Source organism: Alteromonas gracilis (assembly GCF_043642145.1).
Classification (GTDB): domain Bacteria; phylum Pseudomonadota; class Gammaproteobacteria; order Enterobacterales; family Alteromonadaceae; genus Alteromonas; species Alteromonas gracilis_B.
On sequence record NZ_JBHZRZ010000003.1, the window covers coordinates 426,683 to 444,676 of the forward strand.

The 17,994-nt window shown below is 44.5% G+C and carries 12 protein-coding genes and 3 tRNA genes; 11 read left to right on the plus strand and 4 right to left on the minus strand.

Features of this window, described 5'->3' with window-relative positions; all coding sequences use genetic code 11:
* The first annotated feature begins 158 nt into the window (after positions 1 to 158).
* The gene (locus ACHUFN_RS08845; protein ID WP_394221981.1) at positions 159 to 2,180 is read left to right on the plus strand and encodes a methyl-accepting chemotaxis protein; all 2,022 of its coding nucleotides are present in this window, start codon (positions 159 to 161) and stop codon (positions 2,178 to 2,180) included.
* A gap of 115 nt (positions 2,181 to 2,295) precedes the next feature.
* On the opposite strand, the gene ACHUFN_RS08850 is transcribed toward ACHUFN_RS08845, so the two are convergent.
* Complete coding sequence (locus tag ACHUFN_RS08850) at positions 2,296 to 3,183, minus strand: LysR family transcriptional regulator (RefSeq protein ID WP_394221982.1); 888 nt, start codon at positions 3,181 to 3,183, stop codon at positions 2,296 to 2,298.
* A 17-nt stretch (positions 3,184 to 3,200) separates the two neighbouring features.
* On the minus strand, positions 3,201 to 4,169 hold the full coding sequence (locus ACHUFN_RS08855) for a hydrogen peroxide-inducible genes activator (protein WP_394221983.1): 969 nt from the start codon (positions 4,167 to 4,169) through the stop codon (positions 3,201 to 3,203).
* A 156-nt stretch (positions 4,170 to 4,325) separates the two neighbouring features.
* Here ACHUFN_RS08855 and ACHUFN_RS08860 point away from each other — a divergent pair, with 156 nt between their 5' ends.
* The 4 genes from ACHUFN_RS08860 to betI all read left to right on the plus strand — a co-directional run bounded on the left by ACHUFN_RS08860 (position 4,326) and on the right by betI (position 9,874).
* The gene (locus ACHUFN_RS08860) at positions 4,326 to 4,979 is read left to right on the plus strand and encodes a carbonic anhydrase (RefSeq protein WP_394221984.1); all 654 of its coding nucleotides are present in this window, start codon (positions 4,326 to 4,328) and stop codon (positions 4,977 to 4,979) included.
* Between the two features lie 11 nt (positions 4,980 to 4,990).
* Complete coding sequence (locus ACHUFN_RS08865; RefSeq protein ID WP_394221985.1) at positions 4,991 to 6,616, plus strand: SulP family inorganic anion transporter; 1,626 nt, start codon at positions 4,991 to 4,993, stop codon at positions 6,614 to 6,616.
* Positions 6,617 to 6,802: 186 nt separating this feature from the next.
* Positions 6,803 to 9,226, plus strand: a complete 2,424-nt coding sequence (locus tag ACHUFN_RS08870; RefSeq protein WP_394221987.1) for a TonB-dependent receptor domain-containing protein — start codon at positions 6,803 to 6,805, stop codon at positions 9,224 to 9,226.
* Between the two features lie 72 nt (positions 9,227 to 9,298).
* Positions 9,299 to 9,874, plus strand: coding sequence for a transcriptional regulator BetI (gene betI / locus ACHUFN_RS08875; protein WP_394221988.1), 576 nt, complete (start codon positions 9,299 to 9,301; stop codon positions 9,872 to 9,874).
* Between the two features lie 171 nt (positions 9,875 to 10,045).
* Here betI and ACHUFN_RS08880 read toward each other — a convergent pair whose 3' ends face one another.
* Positions 10,046 to 12,121, minus strand: coding sequence for a M13 family metallopeptidase (locus ACHUFN_RS08880; RefSeq protein WP_394221989.1), 2,076 nt, complete (start codon positions 12,119 to 12,121; stop codon positions 10,046 to 10,048).
* Positions 12,111 to 13,433: a GNAT family N-acetyltransferase gene (locus ACHUFN_RS08885; protein ID WP_394221990.1), complete on the minus strand. Its 1,323-nt coding sequence runs from the start codon at positions 13,431 to 13,433 to the stop codon at positions 12,111 to 12,113. The genes ACHUFN_RS08880 and ACHUFN_RS08885 overlap by 11 nt, the downstream gene beginning before the upstream one ends.
* Before the next feature lie 145 nt (positions 13,434 to 13,578).
* On the opposite strand from ACHUFN_RS08885, the gene ACHUFN_RS08890 reads away from it, so the two are divergent.
* The 6 genes from ACHUFN_RS08890 (at position 13,579) to ACHUFN_RS08915 (ending at position 17,992) form a co-directional block, all read left to right on the plus strand.
* Complete coding sequence (locus ACHUFN_RS08890; protein ID WP_394221991.1) at positions 13,579 to 14,037, plus strand: regulatory protein RecX; 459 nt, start codon at positions 13,579 to 13,581, stop codon at positions 14,035 to 14,037.
* A 278-nt stretch (positions 14,038 to 14,315) separates the two neighbouring features.
* Positions 14,316 to 16,913: an alanine--tRNA ligase gene (gene alaS, locus ACHUFN_RS08895; RefSeq protein ID WP_394221992.1), complete on the plus strand. Its 2,598-nt coding sequence runs from the start codon at positions 14,316 to 14,318 to the stop codon at positions 16,911 to 16,913.
* A gap of 134 nt (positions 16,914 to 17,047) precedes the next feature.
* Positions 17,048 to 17,239 (plus strand): carbon storage regulator CsrA, encoded by a 192-nt coding sequence (gene csrA / locus ACHUFN_RS08900; protein ID WP_012517705.1) that lies wholly within the window; start codon positions 17,048 to 17,050, stop codon positions 17,237 to 17,239.
* A 418-nt stretch (positions 17,240 to 17,657) separates the two neighbouring features.
* A tRNA-Ser gene (locus ACHUFN_RS08905) sits at positions 17,658 to 17,749 on the plus strand.
* 39 nt (positions 17,750 to 17,788) lie between these two features.
* Positions 17,789 to 17,865 (plus strand) — tRNA-Arg (locus tag ACHUFN_RS08910).
* Between the two features lie 53 nt (positions 17,866 to 17,918).
* Positions 17,919 to 17,992 (plus strand) — tRNA-Arg (locus ACHUFN_RS08915).
* The last annotated feature ends 2 nt before the right edge of the window (positions 17,993 to 17,994 follow it).

Genomic DNA, 17,994 nt, shown 5'->3' on the forward strand with positions numbered 1-17,994 from the left:
AATTTCTCTGTATATCTCAAAGTAATGAAGACGGTTGTAAACTTTAAACAGTACCGTCTTTAATACTAATAAAACTAAACCCGTAATGTGTGCGAATTCTTAGTGCTGGAAATCACAAATCACTCATTATGGCGGTTAGTAAACAAAGAGAAGTATAGATGAAGTCCATATCACTCCAAAAAAAGTTCATGCTTATCGTTGGCGGTAGCATAGCGTTAATGCTACTAATCACCGCCCTTTTCTTAGTAAACACTGTTGCAGATAACACGCGAATTCGCGTTGAAAAAGAAGTGAAATCCTTAGTTGCTCGCGAAGCAAATGATGTCGAAGGATTTTTTGCGACTTATGGAGGTGTGGCTAGCGCTTTTTTAAGTAGCCCGTTTTTTCAAGACTTTTTCGAGCAGCATACCACGCGTGGAGCGGCTGAGGCGCAACTAACAAATTCAAAAGAAATTTACGCCACTTTCGAAAACATCAGCAGCCAAGATCCTATTATTAAGTCGGCGTTTTTCGGCTCTGCGAAAACAGGTGAATACTTTTATGAAGAAGGGCGTGTGGGCGTTGATACGTCAGGTCCAGACGCTGGTAACTCTAACGCAGGTTATTTCGCAACTAAAAGACCGTGGTTCACTACTGCTATAGAGAAAGGAAAGCTGTATGTAACACCGCCTGCTGTAGACTCTCAAGATGGGAGTGTGTCTGCAGTAGTACAAACGCCAATTTATAAAAATGGTGCGCTGTTAGGTGTTGGCGGTGTTGATATATTGATTAGTACCGTGGGTAAAGTAGTTGATGCTATTCGCTATGAAAACCAAGGTACAGCGTTTTTGCTCGACGAAAATCAGAACATTGTTTATTTTCCCAAGCAAAGCAAGGCGTTACCATTAAGCTCCGCTATTCGCAACTTTGACAGTGTGTTTGATGACACTGAAGGTTTTGGAAAGCTGGCTAGTAATATTGCAGCTAATGAATCTGGTATCGTACATGTTACTTGGAAAGGGGAAGATTATGTTGCAGTTTTTGAGCACGCTAAATTGACCAACCCTCAAATGAACTGGTCGTTAGGGATCCTTATTCCTGCAAGTATTATAAATAGCCCAATTAATAGTGCTATTACTACAGCCATTGTAGTCGCCATCGTCATTATTGGTTTGATTGCGCTAATCACTTATTTTGCCAGTGCAAAATTGACCCAGCCTTTGCTTGAGATGCGCAATGCTATGGCTGAGATCGCTCACGGTGATGGTGACTTAACAAAACGTTTAGAAGTAAAGAGCAACGATGAAATTGGCGCACTTGCTGTAGAGTTTAATACCTTCACTGACAAACTTAGAGCACTGCTTAAAGATACAGCAATAAGTACTAGAGCTGTGTCTGATGCGGCGGATCATCTTCGCGATGTTAGCCGTGCGACAAGTCAGGAAATTAACCAAGAGCGCAGTCAAGTAGATAACGTGTCTAGCGCAGTAACACAAATGGCCGCGACAGTGGTCGAAATTTCTAAAAATGCAGCACAGTCGAGTGACGCAGCCACTAAGGCCGATGATCTAGTGCAAAGCGGCAGCGAACAGGTTCAAGAAGCCATGAGAGAAATTCGTTCGCTTGCCGATGCAATAAGCCAGGGTGTTGAAGTCGTTAGCGGTTTAAGTCAAGAGTCAGACAACATTGGCGCGGTGATTGATGTTATTAATAGTATTGCAGAACAAACCAACTTACTTGCGCTAAACGCTGCAATAGAGGCAGCCAGAGCAGGTGAGCAAGGCAGAGGTTTCGCTGTAGTTGCCGATGAGGTGCGTTCGTTAGCAAGCCGGACACAAGAATCGACAACCGATATCAGGAAAATGGTGGAACGATTACAAGCAATGTCTGAGCAGACCAATAGCGTAATGCAAGAAGGTAAAACACGCTCACAATCTGGCGTGGAGAAAACCGAAAAAGTTGTGGAAACGCTGCGAGATATTACCCAGTCAATTGGTCTAGTTCACGAGCAAAGCACTCATATCGCTATGGCAACTGAGCAGCAAACTGAAGTTGCACAAGATATTAATAAATCGCTTGTCACCATTACTGGCCTAAGCGATAGAACAAGCCAGCACGCTGAAGAACTTGCTGTTGAAGCCACTCAACTAAGCGCTGTTTCTGGTGACTTAAAAGACTTAGTAGGGCAATTTAAAATTTAGCGAGAAGGGAAAAAAGACCTGCTTAATTAAGAACGCTCAGTTAGCTCATGCGCAACATTGACTGGCTGAGCGGCCAACTGGCCAACTTCCTCAAAGTGTAATACTTAAGCCAAAACTAAGGTTTGTGCGCCTGAGAGAGGTTGATAAAGTCATCAACAAATCCTAAGACATCTTGCGCTTTTCTGTGCCCCAAATACAGCGTTTTTGACACGCCGTATTCGCCTAGTGAACGAAAGGCTAACAGTTCCCGCTCTTGCGATTCCTCAATTAACCACTTAGGAAGAGCTGTAACGCCGCGACTTGCTGCCACCATTTGTAAGATTATTTCGGTTGTTTCAATGGTTTTGTGCTGCTTCACTGTACAATTAGCTGGCGTAAGAAAATGCGTGAATACATCAAGCCGACTTAATTCCACAGGGTAGGTAATAAGTGTTTCACTGGCCAAATCTTGAGGCAGAATATAAGATTTATCCGCCAATGGGTGGTGCTTGTCCATAACTAGAACTTGCTCATACTCAAATACAGGGGTGTAGGTTATGGTTTCGAGGGAGAGCGGGTCTGGCGTCAGCAGTATATCGATATCATATCCATGCAATGCTTGAAGCCCGCCAAAAGAAAATGCTCTGCGCACATCGACGTCTACGTCTGGAAATGCTTTTAAAAAAGGCGCAACTACCTTTAACAGCCATTCAAAGCAAGGGTAGCACTCCATACCAATGCGCAAAATACCTTGCTTGCCGTCAGCGAAGCGGCGAAGTTGAGCCTCTGTATGTTCAAACTGCGGTAGCACACGATGTGCTAGCGCAAGCACACTCTGGCCTGCCTGAGTAAGCGTGAGTCTTCTCCCGTCTTTTTTCCATAATGGCACTTCAAAGTGTGCTTCCAGCTTTTTCATGGCGTGACTTAACGCCGATTGGGTCAGAAAAAGAGATTTTGCTGCCTCCGTCATTGTGCCTTCGTCATCAATCGCTTTAACTATTCGCAAGTGTTGTCTATCAATCATAGCGGCTCACAACTGTATTAACGTTTTTGGGTGGATTTAGGCATATCGTTGACAATCGTCACGGCGTTAGAAAGGCGGGCCTCAATAATCTCTTTAATAATAATTGAGATTTCTCTGAAGGTCTTTCTTCCTGGCGCAGTGTTTCTCCAAGCGAGTGAGTGTTGACGTTCAATGGGCATATCTGCAATTTCGCACACGTGAAGTGCTTCGGGCTTGTGCAATTCTGAATGAATGTAAAGGCCGGGAAGAAAAGCAACTCCCATGCCCATAACAACCATCTGACGCAGTGTATCTAAGCTGGTCCCTTCGTAATCTCGCTGCAAGTCTGCGCCTATTTCATCGCAAATACGCTGTACTTGATGATGAAAGTGATGTCTATCTTCCAGTGTGAGAATTTTCTCACCACTTATCTCTTCAGGCTTCACAAAAGCTTTGCCTGTTAGCTTATGGTCGGAAGGCATGACGAATTTTAGCGGCTCTTTAAAAAGCGGTTGCGTGATCAATTGCGAGTTTTCACCTGAAAGAGGAGAAAGAATTAAATCATATTCGCCACGTAGTAAACCGTGTTGCAGTGCGTTGGGCGCGCCCTCACGAACATAAAAGCGCAATCCAGGTTTTCGCTTGTGCAAATCTGGTAACACAAAAGGAAGTAAATAGGGGCCAAGCGTTGGAGGAATGCCCAATCGATAAGTGACCACTTCACCTTCTGACAAATCGCGAGCAATTTCACCGAAGCGCTGGGTAGCCTGCAATACTTCTTCCGCTGCATCTAATAACGCTTTTCCCTGCGGTGATAATAGTGTGCCAGTTCGAGATCGCTCAAACAACGTTATCCCTAAAAGACTTTCTAATGCACTAATCTGACTGGTCAGAGTTGGTTGGCTTATACCCAGAATGCCAGCCGCTTGCCTAAAACTGAGGTATTTTGCCACTGCTACAAAATAGCGGATCTGGTTGATTGACGGGGTTTTACCGTTAAATTGCATGTTGAATTTAGCTCTCTTACTAAACTTACAAAAGGTGCCGACTGTGCGGTGATAGCAAATAGCTATCGCGAGTTAGTATATTAAACTATTAATCTATCAGGTGAAACTGACCTATTACATAATGATTACAAATATTAAAAAATTTGGGGGTTTTATATGGATCACGTTATATCTGGTGTTGCAAAATTCCAGAAGGAAGTTTATCCGAACAAGAAAGCAACGTTTCAGAAACTGGCTAACGGCCAAAATCCAGAAGTTTTATTCATTACTTGCTCAGACTCACGTATCGACCCAAACCTTGTTACGCAAACCGACCCAGGCGAGCTTTTCATTTGTCGTAACGCGGGCAACATTGTACCTCCTCACAGCAACCAAACTGGTGGTATGACAGCGTCTATTGAATTTGCAGTCGCAGCCCTTGGTGTATCTCACATCGTTATCTGTGGTCATACTGACTGTGGTGCTATGAAAGGTGCAATCGACTTAGAAGGGCTTGATTCGCTTCCCCACGTTAAAGAGTGGTTAGGGCACTGCCGTGCAGCAACAGAAGTTGTTAAAGAGCGCTGTGGTCACAACGAACTTTCTATTGAAGACTTAGAAGCTGTAACAAAAGAGAACGTAGTTCAACAGATTCAGCATCTTCGTACTCATCCTGCTGTTGCGGCCAAAATTGCGACGGGGCAAGTAAAGCTTCACGGTTGGGTTTATAACATTGGCTCAGGAGATGTGCTTTGCTACAACAGTGAAAATGGCGAATTTGAAGCCATGGACCAATCAGCGGCAGAAGCGCAACTTTCACGAGACGAATAAGGCCAGTTGTAATGGTAAAAATAAATCTTTCTAATTTACGCGGTGATTTCACCGGCGGTCTTACGGCTGGTATTGTGGCCTTGCCGCTGGCACTTGCTTTGGGTGTAGCTTCAGGGCTTGGCCCAATGGCTGGCCTGTATGGTGCTATCGCCGTTGGCTTTTTCGCCGCTTTGTTTGGTGGTACACCAGCGCAAATTTCAGGCCCAACAGGGCCAATGGTAGTAGTACTTGCAGGCTTGTTTGCCAGTCTTTCTGGTGACGCTAGCCTAATTTTTACTGCTGTTATTTTGGCAGGTATATTCCAAATCATTTTTGGTGTCATTGGGGTAGGGCAGTACATTCGCTTAGTTCCCTATCCGGTTATATCAGGCTTTATGTCGGGCATTGGTGCCATTATTATCATCTTGCAGATAGGGCGATTGCTAGGTCATGAGCCTCCAAGCGGTACTATTGGAGCACTTACGTATTTGCCTACTGCAATGGCTGACATTAATTTCTCAACCCTTGCTTTGGGTCTGGGTACGCTAATCATTGCTTACAAGTGGCCACCTCAACTAGGTAAATTTGTGCCTGGCGCACTAGCTGCGCTTATTATCGGTACGCTGGTCAGCTTATTCTTAGCTGTTCCTGTTTTAGGTGATATCCCTACCGGTTTGCCAAGTCTTCACCTTCCAGTATTTGACCAAAGCAAAGCGTGGCTAATCCTTAAAGCAGCGTTCATTCTTGCCGTTCTAGGCGCTATTGATAGTTTGTTAACGTCGTTAGTTGCAGACAACATGACGCGCACGCGCCATGACAGCCGAAAAGAGCTAATTGGGCAAGGTATCGGTAATACGATTGCTGGTCTTATAGGCGGTATCGCGGGTGCTGGTGCAACCATGCGTACCGTGGTAAATATTCGCAGCGGCGGTATGTACAACATATCTGGTATGGTCCATGCTCTGGTATTGCTCGCTATCGTACTTGGTTTAAGCCCGTTAGCTGCGCAAATTCCTCATGCTGTGCTTGCTGGTATCCTAGTTAAAGTCGGTTTAGACATTATTGACTGGAGCTATGCAAAACGCGCTCATAAAGGCCCGCGTTGGGATTTCGCCCTAATGATTATGGTGCTTTCACTTACCGTGTTTGTAGACCTTATTACCGCTGTAGGTGTAGGTGTGGTTCTAGCTGCACTAGCGTACGTTAAACAAATTGCTCAATTACAAATTGAAGAGCTTAAGAAGATCCCTGACTCGCTTGACGATCCGAAAGATAACGAACTACTTGCCTCGCTAAAAAACAAAGTATCAATCTTTAGTTTTGGCGGTCCGTTAAGCTTTGGCGCGGCAGCAGATTTAGGGCATCACGTACGTGAGAGCGTAAAGCCAGGTTCAATGACTATATTAGACTTTTCACGTGTTCCGTTGATGGATGTGTCTGCTGCGATGGCGGTAGATACGGTTACATCAGACGCATTGGCGGCGGGTCGACAGCTAGTTATTTGTGGTGCAAACGCCTCAGTAAACAAAGTGCTGGAAGGCGTAAATGAAGCGCATCCTGGTATTCCTAACTTTGCCACGCTTCACGACGCGCTGGTTTACGCCAAAAAGCAAGTAGCCGAGACTGAGAGCAAAGGCTCTAGCTTTCAAGCCGCATAACTAGTTAACGGTCAGTTAAACCTTTCCCTTTTTTAGCCCTCCTTTGCGAGGGCTTTTTTGTGCTTATTCATCGCGATGAAAATGTGTCTTTTTAAATTAATTGATTGTTCAATTAAAGTTAACCTAACTGTAACAAACACTCCCTAAGGTAAATAAAAACATTACATAACCTTTTTAGGGAATAACATGAAAACACACAATAAATTGGCGTTGGCTATATTAAGCGCTTTGTCAACTATGTCTCTACCATCACACGTTATGGCACAAAACGCAAAGCGTGATAGTGAAGAGCGTATAGAAGAAATTATGGTGGTTGGCCGAAGCGTTTCATATGCTAACAACGCTACCAGTGACGAAATGTTTAAGCAGCAAGCAAACTTGAGTAGCGTGTTAGCTGCGGTTGATAATTTACCGGGTGTGCTCATTAACGAAGGTGATACGTTTGGTGCTGATGATTGGTCTACCTCCATCGTTATTCGTGGCTTTCAGGTTAACTTAAATGAACAGCAAATTGGTATGACAGTTGACGGCATTGCCAACGGAAATTCTAACTACGGTGGTGGTGCTAAAGCGAATCGCTATATTGATACTGAAAATCTTCAGGCTATAGAGGTATCGCAGGGAACAGCAGATATTGCCTCTCGTTCCCATGAAGCGTTGGGCGGAACTCTTAATTTCACGACCATCGACCCATCTATGCAGCAGGGGTTAGTGACAAGCCTAACGGCAGGCTCGTTCGATGCATCAAAGTATTATGTTCGTTATGAGACGGGTGAAATACTTAAAGACACATACGCTTGGATTAGCCTTTCAAGTCAAGAAAGCTCTGACTTCATGCAGCAAGCAGCAGAAAATACACGCGATCACCTTGCTATGAAGTTTGTCTCAACAGTAAACGAGGTCGCGTTATCTGGATATTTGTCTTACGACGATACACATGAAGATAACTATCAGCGTATTTACAGCCTTGCGCAATATGAACAGAACCCAGACTGGGATCAACTCACCGATGAGTGGACAGGCGTGCCCTATCAAGATCAGGCGTATCGTCGCGGTTGGTCTACGCTTCGTGAAAACTTATTCGCTTATTTACAGGCTGAATTTACCATAGGCCAAGTCGATTTCATGACCAACGTGTATTATCACGATAACGAAGGACGCGGTGAGTGGGTACCTCCTTACGTTGTAGATATCACTGATGATGGTGCACAAGGTCATTCAGAGCTGGTGGTTGGTAATACGGTATTTGGTGGACAAGAGCTTGGACAAATCTTTTTTGTCGATAGACAGGGCAATCAGTTAAGCCCCATAGAAGGTTGTCAAAGCTCACTAACGTTTCCTTATGGTGGAGCAGGGCCCGAATACGATCCAGGTTGCTATGAGCAAGGCGCTATACCCGTGGGCTCATACCGCCACACGCACTATGACAAGCAGCGCATAGGCATCAACGCTGATGCAATCTGGTACACCAAAATTGGAGATTTTGATAATACCGTACGTGTTGGTATTTGGTGGGAAGACTACGAGCGCGGTGAGTCTCGGGACTGGCATAAAATTACCAACTCATCTATAAGTGTTGATTACGATAACGTTCCTTACTGGGTGCAGTACGACAGAACCTTTCCTGTCGATACGCTGATGTATTACGTGGAAGATGAGCTTGATGTGGGCTTTGCACGCATTCGCGCAGGCGCGAAAAAGTTTAACGTTGATATAGAGAAAACCGACAATTTTGATTCTGTGAACAATCTTTCAGTTAATACCGATTCAGACACATTGTTTTCAGCAGGTATTGTAGCGCCGCTGCCTATAGAAGGCGTTGAAGTGTTTGCCGGGTTTGGTGAAAACTTTGCAGCAATCAAAGATGCACAACTAGAGCGAAACGATACTGACCTAAGGTTCATTCAACCCGAGACGGCAGACAACATTGATATTGGCTTTCGCTATGCGTCGCCAGGCTTCAATGCTAGCGTGACATATTACAATATAGAGTTTAACGATCGCATTCAGTTTACCAGTAACGAAACGTCAGAAGGTATCGATTTCCTTGAAGCAGCTGCAGGTGGATACAAGAATGTGGGCGGCATTGAATCTAACGGTTTTGAAATTTCAGCAGATATTGCGTTAACTGACGAGTTTTCATTGTTTTCCTCGATCACATTAAGTGAGTCTGAGCATGTTGCCACGGTAGGGAGTTCTGGTACTCAGTACGACACCCTTGCTGATGCGCAAGCTGCTATCGATGACCCAAATAATCCTGAAACGTCATTAGTCGCTATCGAAGGTAATACGGTTATTGGTACGCCAGACACCATGGCTGTATTAAGCTTAGATTGGGCACGTGATAATTACTTTGCAGGCTTATCAACTAAATACGTGGACCGTCGCTTCATTGATATTGAGAATAATGCAGCGGTTGACGATTATATCGTGAGTGACTTCTACATTGGTGGGTTCATCGAAAACATCGGACCTGGCGTAGAAGAACTAGAAGTGCGCTTAACTGTAAACAATGTATTTGATGAAGATTACGCGTCTACTATTGCTCCGAATGCGTTTTGGATTGGTGCTCCACGAGCCGTTGCAGTCAACGCACGCTTAACCTTCTAATCGTGATATCATGCCTGCGACAGCGCGGCGTTGCCGCAGGTTATTTTTCAGATTTAAGGTTGGAGTTGTAGCATGCCCAAGGTGGGAATGGAGCCAGTTCGTAAAAAACAATTGATTGAAGCAACATTGGAAGTGATGGCAGAGGTTGGCTACCACGGTACAACGATCAGTTTAATAAGTAAAAGAGCTGGGCTTTCTTCAGGAATTATTAGTCACTATTTTGGTGATAAACAAGGGTTGATTGAAGCAACCATGCGGCATCTTCTGAATGCGTTAAAAATAACTAAACGCATTGATGACCCGCTAAAACGCATCGATTTCATTATAGAAAACAATTTCTCTCAAACACAGGGTGCAAGTTCTGCAACCAACACATGGTTTAACTTTTGGGCTTTGTCTTTACATAACGACGGCTTACACCGGTTGCAATGTATTAATCACAAGCGTTTAGAACGCAACCTTGCGTTTAGCTTTCGCAAGTTATTGAAGCCGGAGCAGGTCAAACACGCTGCTGCATCCACCGCTGCGTTAATCGACGGATATTGGTTAAGATATGCTATGGGAAGCGTGGGCAATGGCGACTTTTCAGAAGCGGTGGTGCGCTGTAAACAATGCGTTCGTGATGTAGTAGCGCAATATGGCAAGTAACACGGTAAGTAAGCTGCCTGATGCTTAATCACACGGGATAAAACTAACGCTACAAACTGTTCAAAATAGAAAGGGCGGTACGATATTAGGCATCGTACCGCCCTTTTTATATGTTTAAAGACATGTGTAGCTGATGCAATGCGAAAGCGCTACATTAGCTAGCCTCATCCTTTACCAAATTCTTACGCGTTCCTCTGGCGCAAGGTATAGCGCGTCGCCTGGCTTCACGTCAAAGGCTTCGTACCAAGCGTCGTGGTTTCTTGGTGCTTGTGCACGGTATCTGCCAGGCGCGTGTGTACCAGCGCGCAGTTGATTAAGCATGCTTTCTTCTGTGCGCTTTTCTTTCCACACTTGAGCCCAAGCTAAGAAGAAACGTTGATCGCCCGTTAGGCCATCAATAACTGGTGCTTCTTTGCCATCAAGGCTTAGCTTGTAGGCGTGGTAAGCCATTGCTAGACCACCAACGTCACCAATATTTTCACCAAGGCTGTTGCGACCGTTTACAAAATTGCCTTCAATTGGCTCGTATTGGCTATATTGCTCGGCAAGCATATCAGCTTTTTGCTCGAACGCGGCTCTGTCGGCATCTGTCCACCAGTTACGCTGAATACCATTAGCGTCAGACTTTGAACCTTGGTCATCAAAGCCATGACCCATTTCGTGACCAATTACCGCACCGATGGCACCGTAATTAACAGCAGGGTCGGCGTTAGGGTCGAAGAATGGCGGTTGCAATATGGCAGCAGGGAATACAATTTCGTTAAACGAGCTATTGTAGTATGCATTTACGCGCTGTGGTGTCATGCCCCAGCGGTTGCGATCTGTCTTCTCAAGCTCGCGCTCAACTGACTGATCTTGGAAGAAGGTGCGCAGGTTTCGTACGTTGCCCACAAGATCTTTGTCGCTAATCGTTAAGCCCTCAAAAGACTGCCACTCGTCTGGGTAGCCAATTTTAGGGTTAAATGCCATTAGCTTTTCTTTTGCATTAACCTTGGTTTCTTCACTCATCCAGTCTAGGTTCTCAATACGCTCACCCAAAGCGGTACGAAGGTTCTCAACCAGTTCAGCCATTTGCTCTTTCGAGCTTTCAGGGAAATATTCGTTAACGTAAATCTTACCGATAGCAAAGCCTAATGATTCTGTACCTGACATTTGGCTAACGGCGCGCTTCCAGCGAGGGCGAGGCTCCTGTTGCCCGCTTAGTGTGCGACCAAAGAAGTCAAAGTTAGCAAGGTAAATATCTTCTGACAGGAAGCCTGAATTGTTAGAAATAGTGTGATATTTCAAGTACGCCTTCCAGTCGGCTAGATCAGCTTCGTTTATGATCTTGATAACATTTTTTACTGGTTCAGGCTGAGTAATATTTAGCTCAGGTACCTTGTAACCAATTTGTGCAAAATAGGTATCCCAGTCAAAGCCAGGGTACTCATCAGAAAGCTTGCTACGTTCAATTTGGTTTAAGGTAAGGTCGCGGTCGCGACGCTTTTCGCGAGGCCACTGTATATCTGCTATTTGCGTTTCCAGAGCTAGAATGTTTGCCGCTTTTTCTGCGGCATTTTCAACATTAGCAAAGTTTAGCATTTGCTCAATATGCGCTACGTATGCTTCACGAATTTTAACAAAACGTTCGCTGTCGCTAAGGTAGTAATCGCGATCAGGAAGGCCTAAACCACTTACGCCAACGCTAAGTTGATATTCGTTAGGGTCTAAGCGGTTGTACCACATACCGCCCGCGATTGGCGTAGTTGAACCCACTAACCAGCTGTTACCAAAAGCTTTTGTCAGTTCTGTTCTATTTTCGATGCTATCAATAGAGGTTAAAACATCTTTGATAGGCTCAATACCTTTTTCATTAATGGTATCGGTGTCCATGTAAGCAACAAAGAAGTCGTGAACAAGCTGTTCTTCGGCGTTTAGTGATGATTTTTCCATAAGACCATCAATGATATTCTTCACTTGCTCTTCGCTGCGTTCGGCAAGGCCGGTAAAGGCACCGTAACGCGTTTTGTCCGCAGGCAGTTCATAGTTGTCATACCATGTTCCGCTTGCATACATAAAGAAGTCATCGCCTGGTTTGACGGCTTCATTTCGTGCAGTTAAGTCAACGCCGAAAGAGCCTAATTCCGCTTCACCTGACACTTCAGAAGCATCAACAGTGCTCGTTTGTTCTTTTGTCTGCTCAGGTTGGCTACAACCTGCAAGGCCTAGTGATGCCGCAATCGCTACGGCAAGAAGTTTATATTTCATCGTTTTTCTCGTTGTAATTATGAGTGTCGTCGTTAGGAGCAATAACACTACTTGTTTTTAAATTGGGTATGAATGCTTGGTTAAACGGTAAAGCATTCTTTGCTTGATTGAAATAGCCAGCGATATGCGGCGTTTCTCGGTGTAAAAAGTCTGCTACGGCACTATGAAACGAGGCGTGCCGCAATTTGTGGTGAGAGCGGCAATAAATAGGCTCGAAGCCACGTAATATCTTGTGCTCACCCTGAGTGCCTGGGTTAAACAGCGGGAGCGAGTTTGCAATTGCAAATTCAATGCCTTCAAAATAGCAGCAAGCGAAGTGCAGTCCGTCTATTTCTTTCAGCGCCCCCCAATACCGGCCATACAAGCCTGTTTCATCATAAAAGAACAGCGCACTAGCAACCGCGTCGTTATTTTCCTTCGCTGTCACAATAAGCATATTTTCACTGAAATTTTCTACAAGCTGTGCAAAGAAATCATCATTTAAATATCCCACGTGTCCGCTTCGCTTTAAATAGGTAGCCTTGTAACACTTTGTGAAAAAGTGCAGTGTGTCTGGCGTAATTTGTTCGCCAGTTGCGTAGGTAAAGCTAACGCCACGATCAGTCAACTTACGTCGACTTTTCTTTATATCTTTGCGTTTGCGCGACGTGAGCGTATCTAAAAAGTCATCGAACTGTGAGTAATTGTAATTATGCCATTGAAACTGAACCGTGTAGCGAGTCAAAAAATGCGCTGAACTGTTTGTTTCGTTGTTAGGTTCTGTCGCATCGTTGGGTTCTGTCACATCGTTAGGTAATGCTGTGCTGGAAGGCTTAACCAGCGCAGTTGTATTTATATCGCTAAACAAATAGTGAAGAGATGATAGAGTTTCACCAAACGTTGAAGCAACGTAGCTAACAAGCATTTGCTCAAGTGCATTAAAAAGCTCTGGAGTAAATTCAACGGTACCATCACTTAAGATTCTAGGGCCGGTAACAGGCGTAAATGGCACCGCAGATATCCACTTCGGATAATAGTCTAACCCGTGCTGTGAATACGCGTTTGCCCAAGCGTGGTCGAACACATATTCCCCATAACTATGGGTTTTTAAATAGCCAGGTATTATGACATGAACAATATCTTGTGAACTATGAATAACTAAATGACACGACTGCCAGCCAGACGCATTGCAGCAAGACCCACTTTGTTCTAGCGCGTGTAAAAAATCATAGGAAAGGAACGGACCTGCACCTTGCGCAAGTTTGTTCCATTGCGTTTTTGAAAGCTGGTCGACAGAATCGATTACTTTTATTCGATAGTTTATTGCGTTCATGCAGTATAAATCATGTAGAGGTTTCGGGGCGTTTGGGCTGTCATCGTCATTATGTGAGAATGCTATTTATCGATGCTTTTTATAAACATTTAGCGCTAAAATACCGCGATTTCTACGTTTAATACACAAGAGTAAGTTCACAAAAATGTCAGAGTTCGACCGAAAAATCATTACCGACGCGATTACTCGCATGCTGGCACGACGAGAGTATAGCTTTAGTGAGATCATGCGAAAGCTGCAGCAAAAGGGCATATCAAGTGATGCGTTCATTCCTATTTTGGAAGAGTTCAAAGACGCAGATATCCAAAGCGATGCGCGTTTTGCAGAAAGTAGGGTACGTGCATTATATTTGAAAGGAAAGGGGCCGCGTGCCATTAAACTAGACTTGCAGCATTACGGAGTAGATGAGAGTACAGCAGAACATGCCATGCGAGAAATTGAGGCCGATTGGTTCGAAAGCGCAAAAAGGGTTAAAGAAAAAAAATTTGGCGAGTTTTTTGAGAGCGAATTTGCTTTAAGGCAAAAGCAAAAACAGTTTCTGCAGTATCGTGGCTTCTATCAAGAGCACATAGATTATGCGGTGAATGCGAACGAGAATAGCTAACGTATTAGGTTAAAACGCCACTTGTTGTAATCATTCATGTGAATAACGGCTATTTTTGTCGATTTAAAGCAAAATTAGGTGCTAACTCACCCCTGTGACACTTAACAAATTTGCGCTATCCATGGTATTGTTGCGCAAATTTGTGTGCATTTTATTTATCCTGAGATTTGTAGTGCAAAATCGCACGTTGTGTAATAGCAAAGTGCCCCGATTATAAGACTCATCAGAACAGGCAACGCACACTTTTCAAAAATAGAATAAAGGAAGTTAGGTTTTCAATGACATTATCAACTGCTGACTTACGTAACAAGTTTATCGATTATTTTAAAAGCCATGGCCATCAGGCAGTAGCGAGCTCGTCATTGGTACCTGCAGATGATCCCACACTTCTTTTTACCAACGCGGGCATGAATCAGTTTAAAGACTGCTTCTTAGGTGCAGAAAAGCGCAGCTATACTCGTGCTGTTTCTTCACAGCGTTGTGTGCGTGCAGGTGGTAAACACAACGACCTTGAGAACGTAGGTTATACCGCTCGTCACCATACTTTTTTCGAAATGTTAGGTAACTTCAGCTTTGGCGACTATTTCAAAAAAGAAGCAATTGAGTTTGCGTGGAATTTCCTAACCAGCGAAATTGGTCTCCCTAAAGAAAAGCTTCTAGTAACCGTTTACTCTGAAGATGACGAAGCCTTCGATATCTGGGAAAACCATATTGGTGTGCCAAAAGAAAAGATTATTCGTATCAGCACGTCAGACAACTTCTGGTCAATGGGTGACACTGGCCCATGTGGCCCTTGCTCTGAAATCTTCTACGATCATGGTGCGCATATTTGGGGTGGTCCTCCAGGAACGCCTGAAGAAGACGGTGACCGGTTTATCGAAATTTGGAACTTGGTATTCATGCAGTTTAACAAACAAGCTGACGGTACCATGGAACCCCTTCCTAAACCATCAATCGACACGGGCATGGGTTTAGAGCGTATTTCTGCCATTTTGCAGAACGTACACAGTAACTACGAGATTGACCTGTTCCAAAACTTAATCAAGTCTGCAGCCGCTACGGTTGGTACAGAAGATTTAGAAAATAAATCGCTACGTGTAATTGCCGACCATATTCGTTCATGCAGTTTCTTAATTTGCGATGGTGTAATGCCTTCAAATGAAGGTCGCGGCTACGTATTACGTCGCATTATTCGTCGCGCGGTTCGTCACGGTTATCAGCTGGGTGCTAACGACATCTTCTTCTATAAGCTTGTTGCTTCACTTGCTAACGAAATGGGCGAAGCGTATCCCGAGCTTGTAGAACAGCGACCTGTTTTAGAAAAAGTACTTCGTGTTGAAGAAGAGCAGTTCAGTAAAACACTAGCCCGCGGAATGGCCATACTTAACGAAACGTTAGAAACGCTAGAAGGCGATACAGTACCGGGTGATGTGGTATTTAAGCTTTATGATACCTACGGTTTCCCAACTGACTTAACCAACGACGTAGCGCGTGAGCACGACCTCAAAATTGATGAGGAAGGTTTTGAAGCCGCTATGCAAGCGCAGCGTGCTCGTGCACAGCAGGCAAGCAACTTCGGTGCTGACTACAACAGCAAGTTGGCAGTAGATCACACTACTTCATTCACAGGCTATACCGATGTAGAAGGCCAAGCTAATGTGGTTGAGCTTATCGCTGACAACGCGTTTGTCGAGAAGCTAGAAGATGGTCAAGAAGGTGTGGTTGTTTTAGATAGCACACCGTTTTACGCAGAGAGCGGTGGTCAGGCAGGTGACAAAGGTGTACTTCGCGTGGCCAACGGTGAATTCATCGTAACCGACACCCAAAAAATGGGTAATGCATTCGCGCACAAAGGTATTGCAAAAGGTTCGGTTTCTAAAGGCGATACGGCAACCGCAGCAATTGATTCTGCAAACCGCGAAGCCATTAAAAAGAATCACAGTGCTACGCATTTACTGCATGCAGCGCTTCGTGAAATTCTTGGTGAGCACGTAACGCAGAAAGGTTCACTTGTTGAAGCCCCTCGCATGCGTTTCGACTTCTCGCACTTTGAAGCGGTGACCGCACAGCAGCTTGCAGAGATTGAAAAGCGCGTTAACCAAGAAATACGCGCAAACCACACGCTCGCTACTGAACTTATGGATCTAGATGAAGCCAAAGCGTCAGGTGCCATGGCGTTGTTTGGTGAAAAGTACGATGAAAAAGTTCGTGTGGTAACAATGGGACCATTCTCTGTTGAACTATGTGGCGGTACGCACGTTAAGCGCACAGGCGATATTGGCTTGTTTAAAATCACCAGCGAGGCAGGTATCGCTTCTGGCGTTCGACGCATAGAGGCGGTAACGGGTGAGCAAGCACTTGAAGTAGTTCAGTCTCAACAAGCCACGTTGGCTTCGCTGTCTGGCTTACTTAAAACAGACAGCCAAAATGTGCTTGATCGCGTGGTTGCTTTGCAAAACCAAACTAAAGAATTAGAAAAAGCGCTTAATTCTGCAAAACAAAAACTGGCGAGTCAGCAAGGTGCTGATATGCTTAGTGATGCAGTAGAGATAAACGGCGTAAAAGTACTTGTTGCTAATTTGGAAGGTGTCGAAGCTAAATCATTGCGTTCAATGATGGATGACATTAAGAACCGAATTGGTGAAGGTGTCGTAGTATTAGGTGTGGCTAATGACGCGAAAGTGAATCTTATTGCTGGCGTAACGAAAAACCTCACTGGTAAAGTTAAAGCAGGCGAGTTAGTGAACTTTGTAGCATCACAAGTCGGTGGCAAGGGCGGTGGTCGCCCTGATATGGCACAGGCAGGGGGTGACAAGCCTGAAAACTTAAGCCAAGCGTTAGATTCGGTTAACGCTTGGTTACAGGATAAGCTATAATTATTCCTGTATATAACGGTGAGTTTTTGAAGTGACGCAGAAACAAGGAATCACTGTCGCTACCATCGGGTCGTGCCGCTGGGTTAGCAATTTTTAAAGGATGATGTTCAGCATTAAGGAACAGGAGCAAGCGAATGCTTATTTTGACTCGTCGAGTTGGTGAAACGCTTATGGTAGGTGACGATGTAACTGTCACTGTGCTAGGCGTAAAAGGGAATCAGGTACGTATCGGTGTGAATGCACCTAAAGAAGTTTCTGTGCACCGTGAAGAAATATATATGCGCATTCAAGCAGAGAAAGGCGGTCAGCCAGGCTCTGCAGAATAATTGCATTATACGCTTCATTGGAAAAGGTCAGCTTATGCTGGCCTTTTTTGTTTTCAATCACTCATTCTTACCTAACATTTTTCTCATCTGGTAGGGCAAAGTGTTTAAGTGTTCTTTTTGAGAACGATAAATACGATAAAAAATCAGGTTTAAAAGAGCAGAACTTAAAATATAAAAGAAGAATGTAATTAATTTATTTAAAATAGATACTAATTTTACAGTTTTGTGCCATTGTATTAGAGAGCAGCGAAGAAAAAATGCATGACGAGGCGTTGAATAGTTTTATTTAATTGCTTGTATTACGAACAAATTACTGGTTTTTTGGTCGAATCGTTTAAAATGGCAGCGAGTAAACAATTTCTTTATAAAAAAGGTTTGACTCGAGCCAACGAATCCGTAAAATGCACCCCGCAGTCAAGGAGAGGTGGGTGAGTGGCTGAAACCAGTTCCCTGCTAAGGAACCATACGCATATACGCGTATCGAGGGTTCGAATCCCTCCCTCTCCGCCATTATTCGTTGGCAGTGACGGTCGACAATTAGTTTTTTGCGCGTGTGTAGCTCAGCTGGATAGAGTACCTGGCTACGAACCAGGCGGTCGGAGGTTCGAATCCTTCCACACGCGCCACTTACTTCAAAGCGTCACCTTTCGATGTGAAAGTCGAAAGTATAAAAGTTAACGCGTGTGTAGCTCAGCTGGATAGAGTACCTGGCTACGAACCAGGCGGTCGGAGGTTCGAATCCTTCCACACGCGCC